The 18,993-nt window shown below is 53.8% G+C and carries 15 protein-coding genes; 4 read left to right on the top strand and 11 right to left on the bottom strand.

Going from position 1 to position 18,993, the window contains the following annotated elements; genetic code table 11:
- Positions 1-47: 47 nt before the first annotated feature.
- Positions 48-776, bottom strand: a complete 729-nt coding sequence (locus ACFSUF_RS18215; protein WP_377605110.1) for a DUF3888 domain-containing protein — start codon at positions 774-776, stop codon at positions 48-50.
- 153 nt (positions 777-929) lie between these two features.
- On the bottom strand, positions 930-2,942 hold the full coding sequence (locus ACFSUF_RS18220; protein WP_377605113.1) for a Na+/H+ antiporter: 2,013 nt from the start codon (positions 2,940-2,942) through the stop codon (positions 930-932).
- A gap of 209 nt (positions 2,943-3,151) precedes the next feature.
- Between ACFSUF_RS18220 and ACFSUF_RS18225 the strand changes: the two genes are divergently transcribed.
- Positions 3,152-3,580, top strand: coding sequence for an SRPBCC family protein (locus ACFSUF_RS18225; RefSeq protein WP_377605116.1), 429 nt, complete (start codon positions 3,152-3,154; stop codon positions 3,578-3,580).
- Entirely contained in the window at positions 3,581-3,949 is a 369-nt protein-coding gene (locus ACFSUF_RS18230) for an ArsR/SmtB family transcription factor (RefSeq protein WP_377605118.1), read from the top strand.
- A 133-nt stretch (positions 3,950-4,082) separates the two neighbouring features.
- On the opposite strand, the gene ACFSUF_RS18235 is transcribed toward ACFSUF_RS18230, so the two are convergent.
- Complete coding sequence (locus ACFSUF_RS18235; protein ID WP_377605120.1) at positions 4,083-5,105, bottom strand: glycosyltransferase family 2 protein; 1,023 nt, start codon at positions 5,103-5,105, stop codon at positions 4,083-4,085.
- An 11-nt stretch (positions 5,106-5,116) separates the two neighbouring features.
- Positions 5,117-7,513: an ArnT family glycosyltransferase gene (locus ACFSUF_RS18240; RefSeq protein ID WP_449290215.1), complete on the bottom strand. Its 2,397-nt coding sequence runs from the start codon at positions 7,511-7,513 to the stop codon at positions 5,117-5,119.
- Between the two features lie 252 nt (positions 7,514-7,765).
- Between ACFSUF_RS18240 and ACFSUF_RS18245 the strand changes: the two genes are divergently transcribed.
- Both ACFSUF_RS18245 and ACFSUF_RS18250 read left to right on the top strand, forming a co-directional pair.
- Positions 7,766-8,452, top strand: coding sequence for a response regulator transcription factor (locus ACFSUF_RS18245; protein WP_377605122.1), 687 nt, complete (start codon positions 7,766-7,768; stop codon positions 8,450-8,452).
- Positions 8,453-9,270: 818 nt separating this feature from the next.
- A complete protein-coding gene (locus ACFSUF_RS18250) occupies positions 9,271-10,818 on the top strand; it encodes a sensor histidine kinase (protein WP_377605124.1) in 1,548 nt (515 codons plus the stop codon).
- 208 nt (positions 10,819-11,026) lie between these two features.
- Here the strand turns inward: ACFSUF_RS18250 and ACFSUF_RS18255 are convergent, their stop codons facing one another.
- The 7 genes from ACFSUF_RS18255 to ACFSUF_RS18285 form a co-directional block, all read right to left on the bottom strand.
- Positions 11,027-11,803, bottom strand: coding sequence for a carbohydrate ABC transporter permease (locus ACFSUF_RS18255; protein WP_377605302.1), 777 nt, complete (start codon positions 11,801-11,803; stop codon positions 11,027-11,029).
- Between the two features lie 66 nt (positions 11,804-11,869).
- Complete coding sequence (locus ACFSUF_RS18260) at positions 11,870-12,754, bottom strand: carbohydrate ABC transporter permease (protein ID WP_377605126.1); 885 nt, start codon at positions 12,752-12,754, stop codon at positions 11,870-11,872.
- A 96-nt stretch (positions 12,755-12,850) separates the two neighbouring features.
- Complete coding sequence (locus tag ACFSUF_RS18265) at positions 12,851-14,152, bottom strand: ABC transporter substrate-binding protein (protein WP_377605128.1); 1,302 nt, start codon at positions 14,150-14,152, stop codon at positions 12,851-12,853.
- Between the two features lie 119 nt (positions 14,153-14,271).
- Positions 14,272-15,063 carry a response regulator transcription factor gene (locus ACFSUF_RS18270; protein ID WP_377605130.1) on the bottom strand — a complete coding sequence of 264 codons (792 nt, stop codon included), beginning with the start codon at positions 15,061-15,063 and terminating at the stop codon, positions 14,272-14,274.
- On the bottom strand, positions 15,020-16,906 hold the full coding sequence (locus ACFSUF_RS18275; protein ID WP_377605132.1) for a sensor histidine kinase: 1,887 nt from the start codon (positions 16,904-16,906) through the stop codon (positions 15,020-15,022). The genes ACFSUF_RS18270 and ACFSUF_RS18275 overlap by 44 nt, the downstream gene beginning before the upstream one ends.
- Before the next feature lie 134 nt (positions 16,907-17,040).
- Positions 17,041-17,982 carry a manganese-dependent inorganic pyrophosphatase gene (locus ACFSUF_RS18280; protein WP_377605134.1) on the bottom strand — a complete coding sequence of 314 codons (942 nt, stop codon included), beginning with the start codon at positions 17,980-17,982 and terminating at the stop codon, positions 17,041-17,043.
- A 473-nt stretch (positions 17,983-18,455) separates the two neighbouring features.
- Positions 18,456-18,993: hypothetical protein (locus ACFSUF_RS18285; RefSeq protein ID WP_377605136.1), on the bottom strand; the 538-nt coding region annotated here is incomplete at its 5' end.

An 18,993-nucleotide genomic window follows, 5' to 3' on the forward strand; every position in this document is an offset into this window, starting at 1 on the left:
TTTGGTGTTTCAACATAGTTAGACGGCCGAATACGTTCGGCCGTTTTCTAGTTGCTGTAACTAAACAGGATTTCACCGGAGTTCGCATCCAGCACAACATGATGTTCCTCAAACACAGTATGATGCTTGCCCGGAAGGTGGACTCCCTTAAATATAACTATGTATACCGGTGTGTTCTTTAAATATCCATCGTGTCTTAACTGCGCATTTTTTGTTAAAGCCGCTTTTGAAAATGCCGTCATGCCAGGGTTTGTCATCAGGCAGTATTCTGCCACAATCCCCCTTGCCCTTCTAGCAATGACATTACAGTGAGCTTTCGCATTGCTGACAGCCTCTTTTTCGGATAACAGTGGTTTTGATACGGGTTTGCGAAGTGTGATTTGGCTAGTACGGAGAAATTCCGAGTTCTGTCCTGTGTTCATGTTTTTGTGGACAAATTTCTCTACATCCACACCCGCCGGCGTAACGCTCAACGTAATGGAGTCTTCGCCATAAGGCGGGTTATGCGCTCCCACAAACGTCTTCACCACCACATACACTCGAAAGGAGAATCCACCAGGCTGGTCGCGTTCAATCCTGACTATTTCGGCATCGTACAATCCATACTGCCTCGGTTCCCCATAGTACTCGGTAACAGCGTTAGAGATGTACGTGCTAAGCACGGTTAGCAAGATATCCTTGATTTGTTCGTCATTTTGGGGCTTAGCGCTGGCAGTGTAGGCTGTAAACATAGACAAGGTTAGCAGGGTTAATAGGATAAATAGTTTATGTCGCATAAAGTCACCTCATCTTTGAAGTAACCCACCGAGGGCGCAAACCGGGGTGGGTTACTCTCGTTTATTTAATTACGTTTACAACGCAAGGACAAACATATCACTTCTTCTGCCACCAACTCTACTTATATTCCCCGCCCACATAAACTGGCTGCCTCACAGCTGCTCCTCCTGCTCAAACACGGACGCCTCCCGCATGTTGACGAAAGCCCGCAGCCTGCCCGCGGATTTGCGGCTGATGTAGCCGTCTTCGTAGAGCTGCTGGATTTTGTCCCGTTCCGCTTGGATGGCGTGAAGCTCCATCTCCCGCTTATGCTTGCTGACCGGCGCTTCAGGCACCTCCGTGATGTCGCCCTTCAGCCGCTGGAGCAGCTCATCATAATGGTCAATGACCAGCTGCACTTCTTCTTTATTTTTCGGCGTGACGATCTTCTTAAGGGCATTCACCGCTGCTTCCGCCGTCCGGATTCTCAACAAACGCATCTCTTCTGCTTTGCAAGCCCTGAAATCCGTCCGGGCAGGATGGACAAGCATCTCCTTCATCCACTGCCATCCATAGCCTGCTATATTCACAAGAAACCTCATTCTGTTAGACAGCACGGATTCCGTCTGATTGAGCACTTCCTGATATTGTTTTGCTGTCTCTCTGCTGACCTCTCCGCGCATAAAAGCGTTCACCAATGCCTTGCGCTCTGTACTGATGGCAAACAAATGTGCCTTTTTGGCCCTTTCCCTGAAGCTGGCCCCTTCGTCTGCGCCTCCCCCTTCCGTACGGATCTGCATCAGCATGCGGTGGTATTCGGAGATGACGGTACGGGCAGCGTTCCGATTGGAGTCATTCATCCCCTCCCGCACAGCGCGGACTCCAGCTTTAAGGACGCGGATTTTGGCCGCTTTTTCCTTCCGCCGGAGCTGTTCCTCAGAGGCGCCGGGGTCCTTTTTGACTACCAATGGCAAAATAAAGCTCGCCGTAAGCAAAGTGAACAAAATCACGCCGGCCGCCAAAAATATAATCAGCTCCCGCTCCGGAAACGGGGTCCCGTCCTGAAGCGCATAAGGGATCGAAAACGCACCCGCCAACGTAACAGCCCCACGGACGCCGGACAACGAGGTCAGTACGGAATGGTACAGCCTGTCTGACGTTGGCTTTTGCCGGGCATTGAAATAAGAAAAGGCATGCACCCATAAAAATCTCAGCAGTATCAACAACAGCGACAGGAACAGAATATACCCAAGTACGGTGAAATTATCGAACGCCTCATCCTTATAGATGACGGAAATCACATCGGGAATCTGCAAGCCGAGGAGGACGAACACCAACCCGTTTAAAATGAACAAAATAACCGACCAGGTGCTGGCCGACACGATGCGCAGCTTGTATTGCGTAGATTCCGTCCGGTCCCGCTCCACAGCATGAACGATTCCCGCTGCTACCACGGCCAATATGCCCGAAGCATGAAGGTGCTCCGCCCCGATATAGATGGCAAAAGGCGTTAAAATCTGAATCAGCATATGCATCGTAACGTCCTCCATCCCGAAGTGACGGAGAAGCATCCGCAGCCAGATGATCAAAAAAGAGAACAAGACCCCGCACACAATACCGCCCAATGAAATCAGCACAAAGCTGATCCCTGCTTGAGTAGCGGAAAAGGTGCCTGTTACGGCTGCGGCAACGGCAAATTTAAACGCCACCAGGCCGGATGCATCATTGATCAGCGCTTCGCCTTCCAGCAGATGAAGGATTTTTTTGGGCAGACGGATCCGTCCGGACAAGGCGCTGACCGCAACCGGATCGGTCGGCGACAAGATGGCTGCCAAAGCAAAAGCCGCCGGCAGAGGAATTGTCGGAATCAGCGAATGAATCGCGTACCCTGCCACTAATACGGTTACAAAAACCAGGCCTAAAGCCAGGAGCAGAATGGGCGCCCGGAGCCGCCACAGCTCTTCTCTCGGTGTACTTTTGCCGTCATTGAACAGAAGGGGCGCCACGAAAAGCACAAAAAACACCTCCGGCTCAAAAGTCAAATGGACTCCGGAAGGTAGCACCGCCGCCGCCATGCCAAGGGCAATTTGGATTAAAGGCGCCGGGATAAACGGAACGAACTGGTTCAAAATATGAGAAGTGCCAATAATGGCCAGCAAGATCAGGATAGAATCAAAGAGCTCCATACTATCTTCCTTTCTTTGGCATTAGCTTTCCTCTGCTTGGGAGACTTATGCAATTATAATCATCCCGGCCAGGTTAGAAACTTCGTTCCGCTTGACATGAAACCAAAAGGTTTCATATAATACGAAATGTACAAGCCCGGCGCGGCCTGTCAAATACGAGACTTTATGTATCGCCATAACTATCCATAAGAATTTAGGAGGATTTATACATGTCTGCAACTGCATTGCCTGATGTTGTCGTAACCGAACTTTTCAATGCCCCGATAGGGAAAGTGTGGGATGCCGTCTCCACTTCCGAGGGCATCGCTGCCTGGTTCATGCCAAACACGTTTCAGCCGGAGTTAGGCAGGGAGTTTACGCTGACTTCACAATATGAAGTGTCTGTCTGCAAAGTTACCGAGCTCGATCCACCGAACAAGCTGATGTTTACCTGGGGTAAACATTGGGTGATCACGTTAGAGCTGAAAGCCGTTAGCGAAGAGCAAACCGAGTTTACCCTGATTCACGGAGGCTGGGACGCGGCGATTACGGAAGCGAACGGCATGAACCACACAGCAATCCGCGAGCGCATGGGCGGAGGATGGAAATCCAATGTGGTACCTGCACTGCGCAGGCTGGTTGAGAGCGAGGGCAAGTAAATGACTGCCGCAGCGCCGAAACAGGATGTGTTTCAGGCCATCGCCGATCCGACCCGGCGGCAGCTGCTCCATTTGCTATCCGAGCAGCCCGGGTTGCATGTAAATGCGCTTAGCAGCCATTTTCCGATGAGCCGCACCGCGGTATCGAAGCATTTACGCATCCTGTCGGAAGCCGGGCTTGTCAGCGAGCGCAAAGCGGGCAGAGAAACGCGCTACTCGCTGGAGGCGAAACCTTTGCAGGAGTTGAAGAGCTGGCTCGCTTACTACGAGCGCTTTTGGGAGAACAAGGTCAGCAGGCTGAAACTGCTGGTCGAATCCGACGACCCGGCGGAAGCGCTAAAGCCCACAGGGCCTCGGCGGGTGGAGTGAGTTCATCGCTGCAGCTTTCAAGATTCAAGGACGCAAAGAAGAAGCCGCATTCCATGGCTAGAGGGAATGCGGCTTTTTGCCGTCTAAGTTATTGATTTTTATTCTTGAGTTTGACGAGTTCTACTTGATGGTTTCATGCTTCCTTCATCCATAATTCGATGCCTACAGGGCTTTTTTTTGCTGTATGGAACTGCGGCTGCGCTTCCTTGTAACGACTGGCGGCATCTCCTGTGTACTCCCGAACCACGTACAGCGGGCGGCCTTTGGATTCATCATAGATCCGCCCCACATACTCGCCGAGAATGCCGAGAATCAGCAGCATAAATCCGTTAAAAATCAGCATGATGCTGACCAGGGAAGGCCACCCTTTGATCGTTGCATCGGTGAACATGGACATATACAGCACGTACAGCAGGTACAGAAAACCTGAGCCCGAGACTGCCAGCCCCGAATAGACCGCCAGCTTCAAAGGCTTGTAGGAAAAGGACAAGATCCCGTCCAAACTTAGTTTCAGCATCCGCTTAAGCGGATATTTTGTTTCGCCTGCCATACGCTCGTCGCGGATATATTCCACCGCCGTCTGGCGGAAGCCGACCCAGCTGACCAGCCCCCGCACAAAACGGTTGTTTTCCGTAATGCGTTTCATTTCGTTGCTGACTTTGCGGTCCATCAGCCGAAAGTCGCCGGTATCGACGGGAATGCTAATGTCCGTGGAGGCCCGAAGGACGCGGTAGAACAGGCTGGCGGTCGCCTTTTTGAACCAGGTCTCGCCTTTGCGCTGCACTCTTTTGGCATAGACGACTTCATAACCCTCTTTCCACTTCTCTATCATTTGCAAAATCAGCTCAGGCGGATCTTGGAGGTCCGCATCAATAATAATGACCGCGTCCCCCACTGCGTAATCCACCCCTGCCGTGATGGCAATTTGATGCCCGAAGTTTCGGGAGAAATCTAGCAGCTTCACCGTGTCGTCCCACTCGGCGCACCTTTTGATGATCTCTGCGCTCCGGTCCCGGCTGCCGTCATTAACGAACAGCAGTTCATAGGTTTCTTCCGTGCTGCTCATCACCTTTTTCAGTCGGCGGTACGTCTCTTCAATGACAGCTTCTTCGTTATACATCGGTATTACTATGGAATACCTGATATTACCGTTCATCCCGGTCCCTCCTAGTTCAGAGTTACTTCATATAAGGTCTCGCTGCCGAATGTCCCCATAGGGCTTGGCAATGCGCTGTTGGCTGGAGTCTCCTGATTAGCTGCAGTCTTCTGATTGGCGGAAGTTGTGTTAGCTTTTTCGGAGGATGCGGCGTCCTGCGTTTTCCACTCGCTTTCCGGAACCGCTTTGCCGTGCGCTTTGATCCAGTCATTGACTTCCGAGCCGCCTCCCGGCATGCCTCCTTCGGAAATCAGGAAGTACTTCACCTTTCCGGAAGCCACAAGCTTCTCCAGTTTTTCCGCATTGTACACCGGGTCCCGCCCTGAGAAGCCGCTCAGAATCACGACGGAGGCACGCTCGTCAATCATATAAGGAGCCGCTGTATTATAATTTGATGATGCAAAAAGGTACTTTTCACCCGTGTTATGCTCTTTCAGATAAGACACCAGTTTGGGGTCGGCCTTTGGCGCGTTCATGCCCGGCATGCCGCCGCCGTGCTGGAACATGTTCTGGAGCTGCTTCAGCTGCTCCGGCGTCATATCGGCAGGGTTCGCAGGGAGCTGGCCCCCGCCGGGAAGCACAGGAGCCTGGCCTCCGCTTGGCAATGGCAGCTGTGTTCCGCCTTGCAAGACCGGCAGCTCGCCGCCGCTTGGCGGGAGAGGCATCTGAGCGCCGCCCATAGCCGGCAGCGCCCCGGCCTGGCGCATGAAGTTGCCGCCGATCGGCGCGCCATCGCCGGTCGGCCCCGCTTGAGGCAGCATGCTGCTGCCGCCGTAAGCAATCGGCGTAGCCGCCCAGTACAGCGGCCCGATCAGGAGGGCCAGCGCCGCAGTGATGGCAGCACCTTGTACATAGGGAAGCTGCCTGAATTTGTACGCCGCGAGGGCGGCAGTAAGCAGCACGCCTGCCAGGGCGATGCCGATAGACCAGCCGGCGCCGATCGCGTCATCGAACGGATGGATGATGTACCATTGGAAGCCTGCAGTCAGCAGGACGGCTGACGGGAGCAGCCAGGATTTCCAGCCGCCGTCTGCATCACGGTAATCCGCATAAAGCTGTGTAAATCCGGCTCCAAACAGAGCTGCTAACGGAGGAGCCAGCATGATCAGATAATAATGATGGAAAAATCCAGCTACGCTGAAGAAAGCACCGGTCGGAAGCAACCAGCCCAGCCAAAAGGCAGTCTCCAGGTGCTTCTGCGTCATGTTTCGTCTGCGAAGTCCGGCCAGTAGTGCTACACTGGCCAGTACCGCAAAAGGAATCAGCCAGCTCGCCTGCCCGGACAGTGCGGATTGGAACAGGCGCAGGGGGCCTTTTTCGCCGGTGCCGAACATGCCTCCGGCGGGGCCGCCTTTCCCGCCGGGGAACCCTTCCCCGGCACCTGGTGCGCCTCCGAACAAGGGGCCGCTAGTAGGTGCCGTCCCTGACGGCGCCATGACATTGCCCCCGCCTGGGGCAGCTTGGCCTGGGGAGCCTTGGCCTTGGACACCTTGGCCCGGGGCCCCCTGGCCGGTTGCCTTGCCGGACGTTCCCCCGGACACTGCTCCCGGTGCCGTGATGTTTCCCTGCGCTCCGCCGCCTAACGGCATTTGCACAAAGCCTCCGTTCGTCCCCTTCTCTCCGGTCAGCCTGGAAATCCCGTTATAGCCGAACGCCAGCTCCATCACGGAGTTGGTCTCGCTGCTGCCGATATACGGCCGCTGATCGGCCGGGATCGAGTCCACCACAACCGCCCAGGATACCGAAATCCCGAGCATCAGCACCGTGGAAGCGGCGAGCATGCCGATTTTGCGTTGCCAGTTCCCTTTTGCCGCCGCCAGATAAAACAGATAGAACGCCGGAGCGACCATGTAGGCCTGCAGCATTTTCATATTGAAAGCAACCCCGATCATCGCAAACGCCCCGAGCACACTCCATACACTTTGATTACGAATTCCTTTAAACAGCAGCCATGTCCCGACCAAAAGCGCAAACACAAGCATACTGTCGATATTGTTCGTCCGGCTCACGGCCGCCGCAATCGGTGTGCAAGCCATCGCTAAAGCACTCAGTCGCGCAGCCATTACGCCAAATGTCGGTTTCACCAGTATGTACAGCAGCAGCACCGACCCCACTCCCGCCAAAGCCTGAGGCAAAATCACACTCCAGCCATGCAGCCCGAACAGCCAAGCGCTGATCGTCTGAATCCAAAACGTCAAAGGCGGTTTGTCCACCGTCACCGACCCTGCCGAATCCAGCGACCCATAGAAGAAATTATGGAAGTTTTCCAGCATGCTCGCGACCGCCGTTGTGTAGTAGCTGTTCGCATACGCATCGTTCCAGATGTTGTACCCGTTGAGAAAGGCGGCCAGCAGCGCTGTCAGCACCAGCCATACATCCACCCTTGATCTCCATTTTGTTGCCATCATTTTAACACTCCTTTTTGTCCAAACATCGTCATATCCCCATTGTGCCTCCCCACCCTGAACTGTGCTTGAAGGTAAGCTGAAAGTTTGCTGAATACAGGAAAAGCGCAGGGGCAAGCGAATGTTAGAAAAAGAAGCCTGCAGATTCAGCCGGGGTTCAGACCGTTTTCAGCTGATTTTCAGGTTGGCGGGCGATAATGGGGATAGTTGCAGACTGGTCTCGCGTTAGGGCAGCTGTTAGGGGGATACATTCAAATGACTACTATAAACGGGGTCCGGATTCTGTTGGTGGATGACGAACCTCATATTTTGCAATTTTTGGAGCTGGGTTTGACGAATGAAGGGTACCAGGTCATGACTGCGCCGGACGGCATGGCTGGTGTGAATTTGGTGCAGTCGTTTCAGCCGCATGTGGTGATCTTAGATGTAATGATGCCGGGGATGGATGGTTTTGAAGTGTGCCGGATGATCAAAAAAAGCGGTTCTTCAGCAGCCGTGATCATGCTGACCGCTAAGGATGAGGTGGACGACCGGGTCAAGGGGCTGACGCTGGGCGCGGATGATTATGTCGTAAAGCCATTCAGCTTTGAGGAGCTGCTGGCCCGAATTCATGCACGCATGCGCAATCAGTTTCCGCATTTGTTCGGGGATGTGGCCTACGGTCCGTTTCGCGTCGACGACCGCCGCAAAGAAATCCAGTACGGCGGGACACCGCTGGAGCTCTCTCCAACCGAATACGATCTCCTTCGCTATCTGGTCATCAACCACGGGATTGTGCTTAGCAAAAGTATGATTTTGGACAAAGTGTGGGGTTACGACTTTCAGGGCGAGGAAAACATCGTCGAGGTGTACATCCGCTCCCTCCGCGAAAAGCTGAAGGACAAGGAGCACCGCCTAATCCGCACGCTCCGCGGTGCCGGGTACCGTGTGGATTTGATGTAACAGGCCCGGTTTGTGGGGGGCCGGTGCGGGCTGGTGTTGGCCGGCGGCGAGCTGGATGGCCGGGCGGGGCCCGGTGTGCAGCTGGTACCAGTGAGCGACGGGCAGCTGGTACCTGTAGCGACGGAATGGTGTACTTCGTGCCATTTCGGGGCTCGGGGCCTCGCTAGCGGCGAGTTGTTGTACTTTGTGCAACATTTCGGGGCCTTAGAGGCTGTTGGGTACCCGATTGTTGCACTTTGTGCAACATTTCGAGCAATTTCAGGGCACATTCCGCCCCAAATGTTGTACTGAGTACAACATTCTGCTCTTTTGGAGGCTGTTCGGCACCCAATTATTGTATTTTGTGCAACATTTGAGAACTCGGGCCGCTTGGTGGTAGTTTTTACTCACTCTTGAGAACTCGGGCGGCTTGGTGGGCAGCTTTTACTCACTCTTGGGCACTCGGGCGGCTTGGTGGGTAGTTTTTACTCACTCCTGAGCTCTCGGGCGGCTTGGTGGGCAGTTTTTACTCACTCTTGGGCACTCGGGCGGCTTGGTGGGTAGTTTTTACTCACTCCTGAGCTCTCGGGCGGCTTGGTGGGCAGTTTTTACTCACTCTTGGCACTCGGGCGGCTTGGTGGGCTGCTATTACTCACTCTTGGGCACACGGGTAACTTGGTGGGCAGTTTTTACTCACTCTTGGGCACTTGGGCGGCTTGGTGGGCAGTTTTTACTCACTCTTGAACACTCGGGCGGCTTGGTGGGCAGTTTTTACTCACTCTTGGGCACTCGGGCGGCTTGATAGTACAACTCATTATAAATGGTAGGAGGTGAAGCCATTGCGCGGCCAAAATGCGTTATCCAGAACGGCAGCTGCCGCCAAAAAGATAGTTTCTCCGCGCTCTCTGCGGGCGCAGCTGCTGTCGAGAACCCTTTTGATATTGGCGTTGATTCTGCTCCTTATCGGCATTCTTCAATATGTGGTGATGAAAGATTTCTTGTACCGGAACCAGGCCGAGACGCTGGAAGCCAAACTACTGTCGATTCCCGGGGATGTTTTGATGCACAGAGAGGTGCTGCCTTTGCCGGGTGTGGAGGCGCCGGGTACCGATGAGAACGGGCAAGTTGGACCGGACCGCCTAAGGTTTTTATTTCTGCAGGATTTCTCTCTTGCGGTGGTGGAACGGGACGGGACTTTTAAAGATGTGGCCGGAAATAACGGCCTAGCCGCGCCCGTTCTAACGGGTGAAGAATACCGGAATGTGTTTGCCGACGTCTTCCATTTCAAACCCATCCCATACCGGGTTGTGAAAAATGAAAACGGCGTAGAACAAATTGTCATGTTCCGCCCGCTCCTGACAGGACTGCCGGGATTGCCTGCATTGCCGGAGCCGCTCAACCCGGACCGCCTGTCTACGGTCCTGCAGATGGGCATCGATACAGGGCCGCTGCGGGCGGTGCTGCTGCAGCAGCTGCTCACGTTTGTGATGCTTGCGGCAGCCGCCCTGGCCGCAGGGCTGGCCGTGTATCTGCCCGTGCTGCGGCGCACGCTGGTGCCGCTGTCAAGGATCGGCGAGGCGGTCGGCCAGACGAACGCCGGCAACCTGGCCGAGCGATTTCCTGCCGCTCAGGGGCAGGAAGAGATCGACCGCTTGGCGTTGGCGTTCAACGCCATGCTGGAGCGGCTTGCGGCCTCGTTCGAGCACGAACGCGAGGCCAAGGAGCAGATGCGGCGGTTCATCGCCGACGCATCGCATGAACTGAGGACGCCGCTGACGTCCATCCACGGCTTCCTGGAAGTGCTGCTGCGGGGGGCGGCGGACCGGCCGGAACAACTGTACAAGGCGCTGAACAGCATGCACGGCGAATCCCGGCGGATCATCAAGCTGGTGGAGGACCTGCTGCTGCTGGCGAAGCTGGACAGGGCGCCGGAGCTGCAGCTGCGGGAAGTCCCAATCGCGGAGCTGGTGCGCGAGATGGAGCCGCAGCTTGCGATGCTCGCGGGGGAACGCGGTGTCTCCTATGACCTGACCGAGGGCATGTCCGGCATGTACGATGCCGACAAGCTCAAACAGGTCATCCTCAACCTGTTCCACAACGCGGTCCAGCACACGGATCCGGCCACAGGGCGCATCCGTGTCTCCCTAACGGCTTCCGGCAAGGAAGCCGAGCTGTCGGTCCGGGACAACGGTCCCGGCATCGACGAAGCCTACCTCCCCCACGTGTTCGACCGGTTTTACCGGGTCGACACCTCGCGCACGCGCAAATACGGCGGCGCGGGACTAGGCCTCTCGATCACGAAATCGATCGTCGAGGCCCATGGCGGCACCGTGGCCGTGGACAGCCGTCCCGGCGCCGGCGCCGCCTTTACCATCCGCCTGCGTTAGGGGCAGGCGGACAGCCCATCCCCCCGCTTACACTAAAGCGGGGCATCACAAAGAGGATAAGCTGCCTGCTTATCCTCTTCTTTGCCTCTAGCTCCTATAGTTCCTTCAGCTCCCTCAGCTCCCTCAGTTCCTTCAGCTCCTTCAGCTCCTACAGCTCCTTCAGCTCTTCCAACTCCTACTACTCCTCCTGCTCCTCCAGCACCAACCCCTACCCCTTCACAGCCGAGCTCGAGATCCCCTGAATAATATATTTCTGCCCGATAAAAAAGATCAGGATCATCGGCAGAATCGCCGCGCTGGAAGCAGCCATCATCCCGTTGTAGTCGACATTATTTTCAAGGATGAAATTCTGAAGCCCCAGCGGAATTGTGTACAGCTCCGGACTGGTCAGGAAGACGAGCGCATTCTCGTAATCGTTCCAGTGCCAGGAGAAGTCGATGATCCCGAACGTAACCAGCGCCGGTTTCGCCAAAGGCAGCACCAGCCTTGCGAAAATCCGGAAATGCCCCGCCCCGTCCAGGAAGGCGGATTCCGTAATCTCTTTGGGTACGCTCATAAAAAACTGCCTCAGCATGAACACGCCGAAAATCGAGAACATCCCTGGCAGGATTAGCGCCCAATGGGTGTTGTAAATGTTCATCCAGTTAAACATGATAAATTTTGGCACAAAAATGACCTGCGGCGGGATCATCATCATCGAAAGATAGATGAGAAACAAGGAATCCCTGCCCTTAAACTCCACCCGGGAAAATCCGTAAGCGGCAAGGGCTGACAGCAGAACGGCCCCTACTGTACTCACCACAGCGATTTTCAAGGAATTGATATAGTAAGGCGCAAAGTTATAACTCCCGCTCCAAATCCGCTTATGATTGCTCCAGTCCAGCTTGGACGGCAGCCAGCGGGTGAACACCTCGCTCGGGGTCTGAAACGAAGTGCTGATCATCCATAGAAAAGGAAGGATCATAAACAGGCCGGCAATAAACATCAGAACAGTGGCCGGCAGTTTGGTTCTCCATGCATTTCGCGTTTCCGGCAATGTCAGCGCCTCCTTCTAGTAATGAACCCAGCGCTTTTGGCCGATCCATTGGATAACAGTAATCATCATAATGACGGCGAACAGAAACCACGATATCGCCGATGCGTAGCCCATTTCGTAATAACCGAACGCCGTTTTATACACAAAAAGAGAAAGAATCGTCGTACTTCCGCTCGGCCCGCCTTGCGTAATGGCCTGAATCAGGGAGAACGATTTCATCGTCATGATCAAACCGGTAATCAGCAGCAGGAACGTAGTTGGACTCACCAGAGGCCACACGATGCTCCATGTGATTTTTCGTGTATTCGCCCCGTCGATCCTCGCCGCCTCCAGCTGTTCCGTTGAAATTTCCTGCAGCGCCGCCAGGTAAATAATCATGTTGTAGCCCAGCATCAGCCAAACCTGGATGATATCAATGGCATACATCGCGGTATCCGGGTCTGCAAACCAGCCCGGCGGCGAGGCAATGCCCACCCAGCGGAGTATTCCGTTGACCGGCCCGTTCGTGGGCTGAAACAGCAGCATCCAGACGAAAGCGACCGCTACCCCGCTAGAAATGTACGGAAGAAAAAACATCCCCCGCAGCAGGCCTTTCAAAAACACACTCCGGTTCAATACAAGCGCAGTCAAAAAAGAAAGCACCAGCGATACCGGGACAGCGAGCAAAAACAATCCCGTATGCCGGATCGCACTATAGAACTGCTCGTCATGAAACATCCTTCTCAAATTATCCAGCCCTGTAAACGACCAGTTCGGATTGGCAAACTGATAATCGGTAAACATCAGAACAAAGGAAACCAGCGCGGGCAAAATGAAAAATACGAGAATCCCCAGCATGTTCGGCAAAATAAATGCATATCCGGCCCAGCCCTGCTTTTGGACCCAGCTCTTGGATTTCAAGTAGAATCTCCGCCTTTCGTATGTGGCCTGAAAAATGCAGCAAAGAGAAGAAGGAAGTACGGGTCCTTCTTCTCTTCGCATAAGGTGGCTATCCGGTTATTTAATGTATTCCTGATGCCGCTTGGCCATGCTGGCCATGGTCGTATCAAGATCCTGCTTGTTCAGGAAATACTTCTCGTATTCCTCGCTCCGGGCATCGATCGCCTGCTGCGGCAGATCCAGCTGGAAGGACGGGAAGTTGCCGAACACTACTTTGTTCATGGAGTCCAGATCGTACTGTTTCTCTACCCCTTTGAGGAGCAGATCCATCGCCTGTTTGCTGTCCACGCTTTTCGACGAAGGAAGCCGTCCGCCGCTCGCCATCGGCAGCATGCCGCCGTCCGCATACCATTTGGCAAACTTCCACGCAGCGTCCTGATGCTTGGATTTCGCATTCACCGACAGCATATCGCCTACGCCGCCCGGGTATTTAAAGTCTTTCTGATCTTTGGAAATCCGCGGAACTGTTGCAAAAGCGATCTGGAAATCATGCGGGAACTCTTTCAGGTTGTTGGCGCTGCGGAAAATAAATTCCCCCGCATTCAGCATCGCCGCCTCGCCTTTCAGGAACATGGTGTCTACAGGCATTTTGCTGGTTAACTGCTCCCCGTATTCAGGAGTTGATTTATCTTTGAACATCATGTCGTGCAAAATCTGCAGCTGCTCCTTCCACAACGGGTTGTTGAAATTCGAGGTCCCATCCGCTTTAACAGCGCCTATACCGGAGATGGTTCCGTCCAGCGAAGCGGTAAAGCTCGCTTCATGCTGCAGCAGACCGTACACTTTGTCTTTTTTCAGCTTGGCAGCATAGTCCTTCATATCGGACCATGTCCAATCCAAAGGAGGAATCGGCAGGCCCGCATCATCCAGCATCTGCTTATTCAGCCAGACAAACGCCATATTCTTCTTCGTCGGAATGCCGTAATAATTGCCGTTTATTTTCCACAAGGCCGCATCGGGTCCGATCTGCCCGTCAATGTCATAATCCGTCTTCTTGCTCAGGTCCAGCGCGACCCCGGCATCTACCCGCTTCTGCAGGCGGACCACCGTGTAGCTCATAAACAGATCCGCATCCTGTCCCGTCATCAAAGCCGTATCCAGCTTCAAATTTCCTGCATCGTCATTCACATACCTGACGTACTCTACCTGGATATCCGGGTTTTCCTTATTCCAGGCGTCCACGACAGCCTGCGGACCCGCTTCCGCCGGAACAGCGCCCCACATTTTCAATTTTATCGTCTCGCCGCTTCCCCCGGATGCCGCTTTTGTATCTACAGCTTCGGTGTTGCTGCCTCCGCACCCGGCAACGGTAACAGTGATCAATAAGAGACTAAGCGCTGTCAGGAACCACTTTTTCATGTGCATTCTTTTCCCCCCGCAAATAAGTAATCTTTACATGTTTACTGTATCATTGGACTGCGTTTGAGGGGATGAACGGCTTTTGGGGATTCATAGAACAATTTTTAGGATTGCGGCTGCTAGAGGCCGGATTCCTCCTTAGCCTCCTGCTTCCGGAATTCGTTCGGGGTCATGCCGCAGAACCTTTTAAAGATTTTAATAAAATAATTATCGTTCTCGAATCCCGCCTGCCGCCCGATCTCGCTTACCGTCCCGTCCGTTTCCGCAAGCAGCATCCGGGCTGCACGGATCCGGCGGTCCTGAATGTAGTGCGTTAACGTCACTCCGGTTTTCTTTTTGAACAAATCGCTTACGTAGCTTGCGTCCATCCGGATCAGATCGGCCATGCCTTTCAAGGTGATCTCCTCCGCATAATGCTCGTCAATATAACGGATAATCCGGTTCATTTCGGGATGGTCCATGGGGGCTTGGCGGTCCTGTTCCGGAAACCACTTATCCGCCTTGCGGAGACGCTCCAGCTTCTCCAGTTCCGAAGCCGCCTTCTGCATTGTCTGCCGGATCCCCTGCGGGTCCAGTGACAGCTTCAGCAGATATCCGGATGCCCCGTATTCCAAAGCCTGGCGGGCATACTCGAATTCGCTGATCGCCGTGAGCATGATGAAGCGGCAATCCAGCCCTTCTTCCCTCACGGTCTGCAGCAATTTCACTCCGTCCATTTGGGGCATATGAATATCCGAGAGGACTACATCCGGCCTGAGAGATCGGATCATGTGCAGCCCCTCCTGGCCATTCTCCGCTTCCCCTATGATTTCAAAGGGCACGTCCGCTTTTTGAAGCAGCTTTTTGATACTTTCCCTGGCGGGCCTTTCATCCTCTATAATCAGCAAGCGCCACAGCGCCGAGTTTGTCATGGCTGTTTCCCTCCTCTGCATATGGCTTGGACAGCAGGATCGGCATGTGCAGCGTAACTTTCGTGCCTTCCTCCGACGATTCGATGGCCAGCCCGGTACTTTGGTTTTTGAAGATCAGTTCCAGGCTCTCCCGGATCAACTGCAGTCCGATGCCCTGCCTTCTCCGCCCCGCGTTCGCTTCCGCCGCCTTGGCCATGCCCACGCCGTTATCCCGGACCGCAATATATAAGGATTCCCTGCGGACCTCCGCATGAATGGCGATGGAGCCTTGCTTGCCGGAAGAACCAAACCCATGAAGAAGTGCGTTTTCCACCAGCGGCTGCAGGCAAAACTTCGGCACCAGTGCATACTCCAGGTCAGCATCGATATCGTAACGGACCGTCATCTCATGGCCGAACCGTTTCCGCTGGATATCCATGTAGGAGTCAATCAGCATCATTTCATCTTTTAGCAGAATCAGATCCACTTCGGTTTTCAATGTCGTCTCCAAAATTTTACCTAACGAAATACAAATTTCGTAGATGTCGTCTTCATCTTTTTGCAGCGCTATGCTCTTGATCGTATTTAAGGTATTCAGCAAAAAATGAGGATTCATCTGGGCAACCAGCACCTGGAACCGGACGAACTGCTTCTGTCTTTCCTCCAGCTTCAACTGTTCAAGCAGCGCGTTCAGGTCATCGATCATGAAATTAAAACTGCGGGTAAGCGCCAGAATCTCGCCCCTGCCCTGTTCCGGCAGCTTCACTTTCAGATTGGCTTTTGCGGTGCTCTCCATTTTCTTCTGGAACAGCTTCAAAGGTACGGTGATTGTCGAGGATATCAGATAAGTGAGCAGAACAAACAGGAGCAGAATACAGGAAAAAGCCAGGAAAAACCGCTGCTTCTGCACAGTGATGTCTTTAAAAAGCAGGGAAAGCGGCATCTTCTTCACGAGATACCCGTCGAGCTGATTGATCCGGATAAAGGTATACAGCATTCCCTCTCCCTGATCGGCGATCGAGAAGGAATCGGCATCCGCCGCAGTCTTCCGCTGATGGTTGAGGCTGTTTCCGGGCTTGCCGTCCCCGCCACCGGCCCTGGAAAAGCCGGCAGCCTGTGCAGCGGAAAAGGCAACGGTGTCGGAAGGGTCGGAACTCAACATCGGACGGCCCGATGAATCCAGCAAAAAGTAACTCCCCTCCTGCCCCCGCTCCTTCGTGGTCCGGTCAAACCACTCTTCGTAATCGATACTGAACCGTCCGTAGGCAAAAGGAGCCAGCGAGTCGTCCCTAAGCAGCTGATATAGACTGAGCATTTTGCTGCTTTTGGTCCTTTCGCGTACGACATAGTTGTCATCATTCGCATTCCAGCTGTAACGTCCGCCCCCTTCTCCCTGGAGGCTCCTCACCCAATCCTCGTTCATCAACTCCTGATAGTTCAACGCATTCCGAGGTTTAAACGAAGTGTATGCGTTTCCATGGAAGTCCGCAAGCGTATAGTACACAGTAGCTCCCGTAAGGAAAAAGCTATTCTCAATCCCCGCAAACTTGTTCTCAATGAGTTTCTTCCGCTGAATGCCGTCGTAAGCGCCAGGGGTCTTCATGGTGCTGCGCAGAATTGTGTCCTGCTCCAGCAGCAGGCCTGTCTTCATCACCAGGCTCATGACATCTACCAGTCCGGTCTTGATGGCTTCCAGCTGCTCCAAGTTTTTGATGGAGGCCTGTTCCTGCAGCATCTGCTCGGTTTCCCGGAAATTATAAACGGCGAGCCACGCCATAGGGGCAATGAGAAACACGATAAACGATAATAAAATCCGATTCTTCAGCGTATCGGGCGTCCATTTCCTGATCCAGCCTGCCACCATGCGCAGCGCCCTCCCGTCATCGGTTGTATTGTCCGTAATCTTAAATCAACCGGGGGCTTTTTGACAAGCAAAAAAGGCCCCCGCCGCGGCGGGAGCCTCTATTATTTGTTCTATGTTACCGTATCCGGCTCAGCTTACTTGGAAGCCAGTTGGTTGAACGTATCCGTTAAAACCGGCACGATTTGCTTCTTACGGGATACAACGCCTTTCAGCAGCGCCGTGTTGTTGTTCAGGGTTACGCCGTATGCCTGCTCAACAGCGGACGCGGAACGGCCAAGGGCCAAACCTACGGAATCGTTCGTCAGGATATCCGTTACTACGAACAGGAACAGGTCCAGGTTCTTCGCGTCGATGATCTTGTTCAGCGCCGCTTCCACTTCCGCTTGGCGGGACATGACATCGTTCACGTCTACAGCGTTGACTTGTGCGATTTCAACCTTTGCGCTGCCCATAGAGAACTCTTTGGCATCCAGGGAAATCAGCTGTTCGATCGTCTTCTGGCTCAGGTCCGCTCCGGCTTTCAGCATCGCCAGGCCGTACTCGTCTGCATTCACTCCGGCGATTTCAGCCAGTTCGCGCGCAGCCGCCACATCCTGCTCCGTGCAAGTCGGGGACTTGAACAGCAGGGAGTCGGAAATGATCGCGGACAGCATCAATCCTGCCATCTCTTTGCTTACAGCCACGCCGTTTTCTTTGTACAGCTTGTTAAGAATCGTAGCCGTGCAGCCTACCGGCTCGCAGCGGTAGTAGATCGGATCGCTTGTCTCAAAATTGGCGATACGGTGGTGGTCAATTACTTCAGTGACACGTACTTCCGCGATATCTTCCGCACTTTGCTGACGCTCGTTATGGTCGACCAAGATGACTTCTTTGGCTTCCGCAGCCACTTTTTCCACCAGGCGAGGCGCCGCTACTTTGAAGTAATCCAGCGCATATTGCGTTTCTCCGTTCACTTCGCCCAGACGGATCGCTTCCGCATCCACGCCCAGCTGCTTCTTCAACTCCGCATACACAATCGCAGATGTAATCGTATCCGTGTCTGGATTTTTGTGTCCAAAAACAAGTACCTTAGCCATAATTCCCGCTCCTCCGAGTAATTTAGTGTGATATCGTTACCTGCCCTCTAGTTTATCACATGAAAGCGGTGGGAGAAAGATGAATGGGGAGATAGAATGGCGGTTGGGCTCCTATATTAATGATCCCAAGTCCGCATGTATGTTAGAAGGTTTAGGAGTACAAAGGTTGAAAGTGGCAAGGACATCTGTTGCGCGGTCCAGGTGTGCTAACGAACTGTGATATCGTTATTTCGGGCAAATTGAACGGTTTTTCACTCTAACGAACCGAGGTATCGTTATTTCGCCAAAAAGCCATGTCTAGAGTAGTAAAATGCCCAAATAACGTGTCTACAGTTCATTAGAAGTTTCCGGTACCGATTTTTGCTCAAATAGCGATACCAGGATTCGTTAGCCGGCAAAGGTTCAGAACAGAAACAGAAAAACCGTCGGTTTCCCGACGGTTTCTCACATCACGGCGTTCTCTGCATGTTCCCCTACAACAACCGATCCTGAAAAATTTGATTGTAATATACATACTTGCTCTGCGGATACTTGAACCCGAGGAAAAACCCGTTCCCCGCCTCTACTTTCCTCAATGCCGACGTTGGAACTTTACTGCGGACCAGCTTCTCCAGCAGCCCGGCATTCTGCGTCCGGATCGCCCGAACGACCTGCACGGCATAGCCCTTGTTCAACACCAGTTCCCTGTAAAAAGGGAGCACCGCCTTCGCGATCCGCCGATGCACCGCGGCGCTGAACGTGAACTGCACCTGCCCCGGCCGGATTGATGTGCTGGCCGATACGACATCGGTTTTGCTGCCGCGCACCGGGAAATCCACGAAATAGCCGATGGCGTTCGTGCTCAGGGAAGCGAGGTTCTGCTTGCCGATAGCGGCGAACAGGAGCTTTTGCATGGCGTCCAGGTCCGCTTTCACGACCGCTTTCGCCCAAAGGTCGGAGTAGGTGCGGCTGCGCACGATTTTGCGGTAAAACGGGTACATTCTCAGTGCAGTCTTACGCAGTGTGTACACG

This window comes from Paenibacillus gansuensis (assembly GCF_042684925.1).
GTDB lineage: Bacteria > Bacillota > Bacilli > Paenibacillales > DY6 > Paenibacillus_N > Paenibacillus_N gansuensis.

Coding starts and splice junctions, on each gene's coding strand:
- ACFSUF_RS18230 (WP_377605118.1), top strand. CDS start 3,581: ATGACTGCCGCAGCGCCGAAACAGGATGTGTTTCAGGCCATCGCCGAT.
- ACFSUF_RS18265 (WP_377605128.1), bottom strand. CDS start 14,152: ATGAAAAAGTGGTTCCTGACAGCGCTTAGTCTCTTATTGATCACTGTT.
- ACFSUF_RS18220 (WP_377605113.1), bottom strand. CDS start 2,942: ATGGAGCTCTTTGATTCTATCCTGATCTTGCTGGCCATTATTGGCACT.
- ACFSUF_RS18240 (WP_449290215.1), bottom strand. CDS start 7,513: ATGATGGCAACAAAATGGAGATCAAGGGTGGATGTATGGCTGGTGCTG.
- ACFSUF_RS18245 (WP_377605122.1), top strand. CDS start 7,766: ATGACTACTATAAACGGGGTCCGGATTCTGTTGGTGGATGACGAACCT.
- ACFSUF_RS18255 (WP_377605302.1), bottom strand. CDS start 11,803: ATGTTTATTGCCGGCCTGTTTATGATCCTTCCTTTTCTATGGATGATC.
- ACFSUF_RS18270 (WP_377605130.1), bottom strand. CDS start 15,063: ATGACAAACTCGGCGCTGTGGCGCTTGCTGATTATAGAGGATGAAAGG.
- ACFSUF_RS18235 (WP_377605120.1), bottom strand. CDS start 5,105: ATGAACGGTAATATCAGGTATTCCATAGTAATACCGATGTATAACGAA.
- ACFSUF_RS18215 (WP_377605110.1), bottom strand. CDS start 776: ATGCGACATAAACTATTTATCCTATTAACCCTGCTAACCTTGTCTATG.
- ACFSUF_RS18275 (WP_377605132.1), bottom strand. CDS start 16,906: ATGGTGGCAGGCTGGATCAGGAAATGGACGCCCGATACGCTGAAGAAT.
- ACFSUF_RS18225 (WP_377605116.1), top strand. CDS start 3,152: ATGTCTGCAACTGCATTGCCTGATGTTGTCGTAACCGAACTTTTCAAT.
- ACFSUF_RS18280 (WP_377605134.1), bottom strand. CDS start 17,982: ATGGCTAAGGTACTTGTTTTTGGACACAAAAATCCAGACACGGATACG.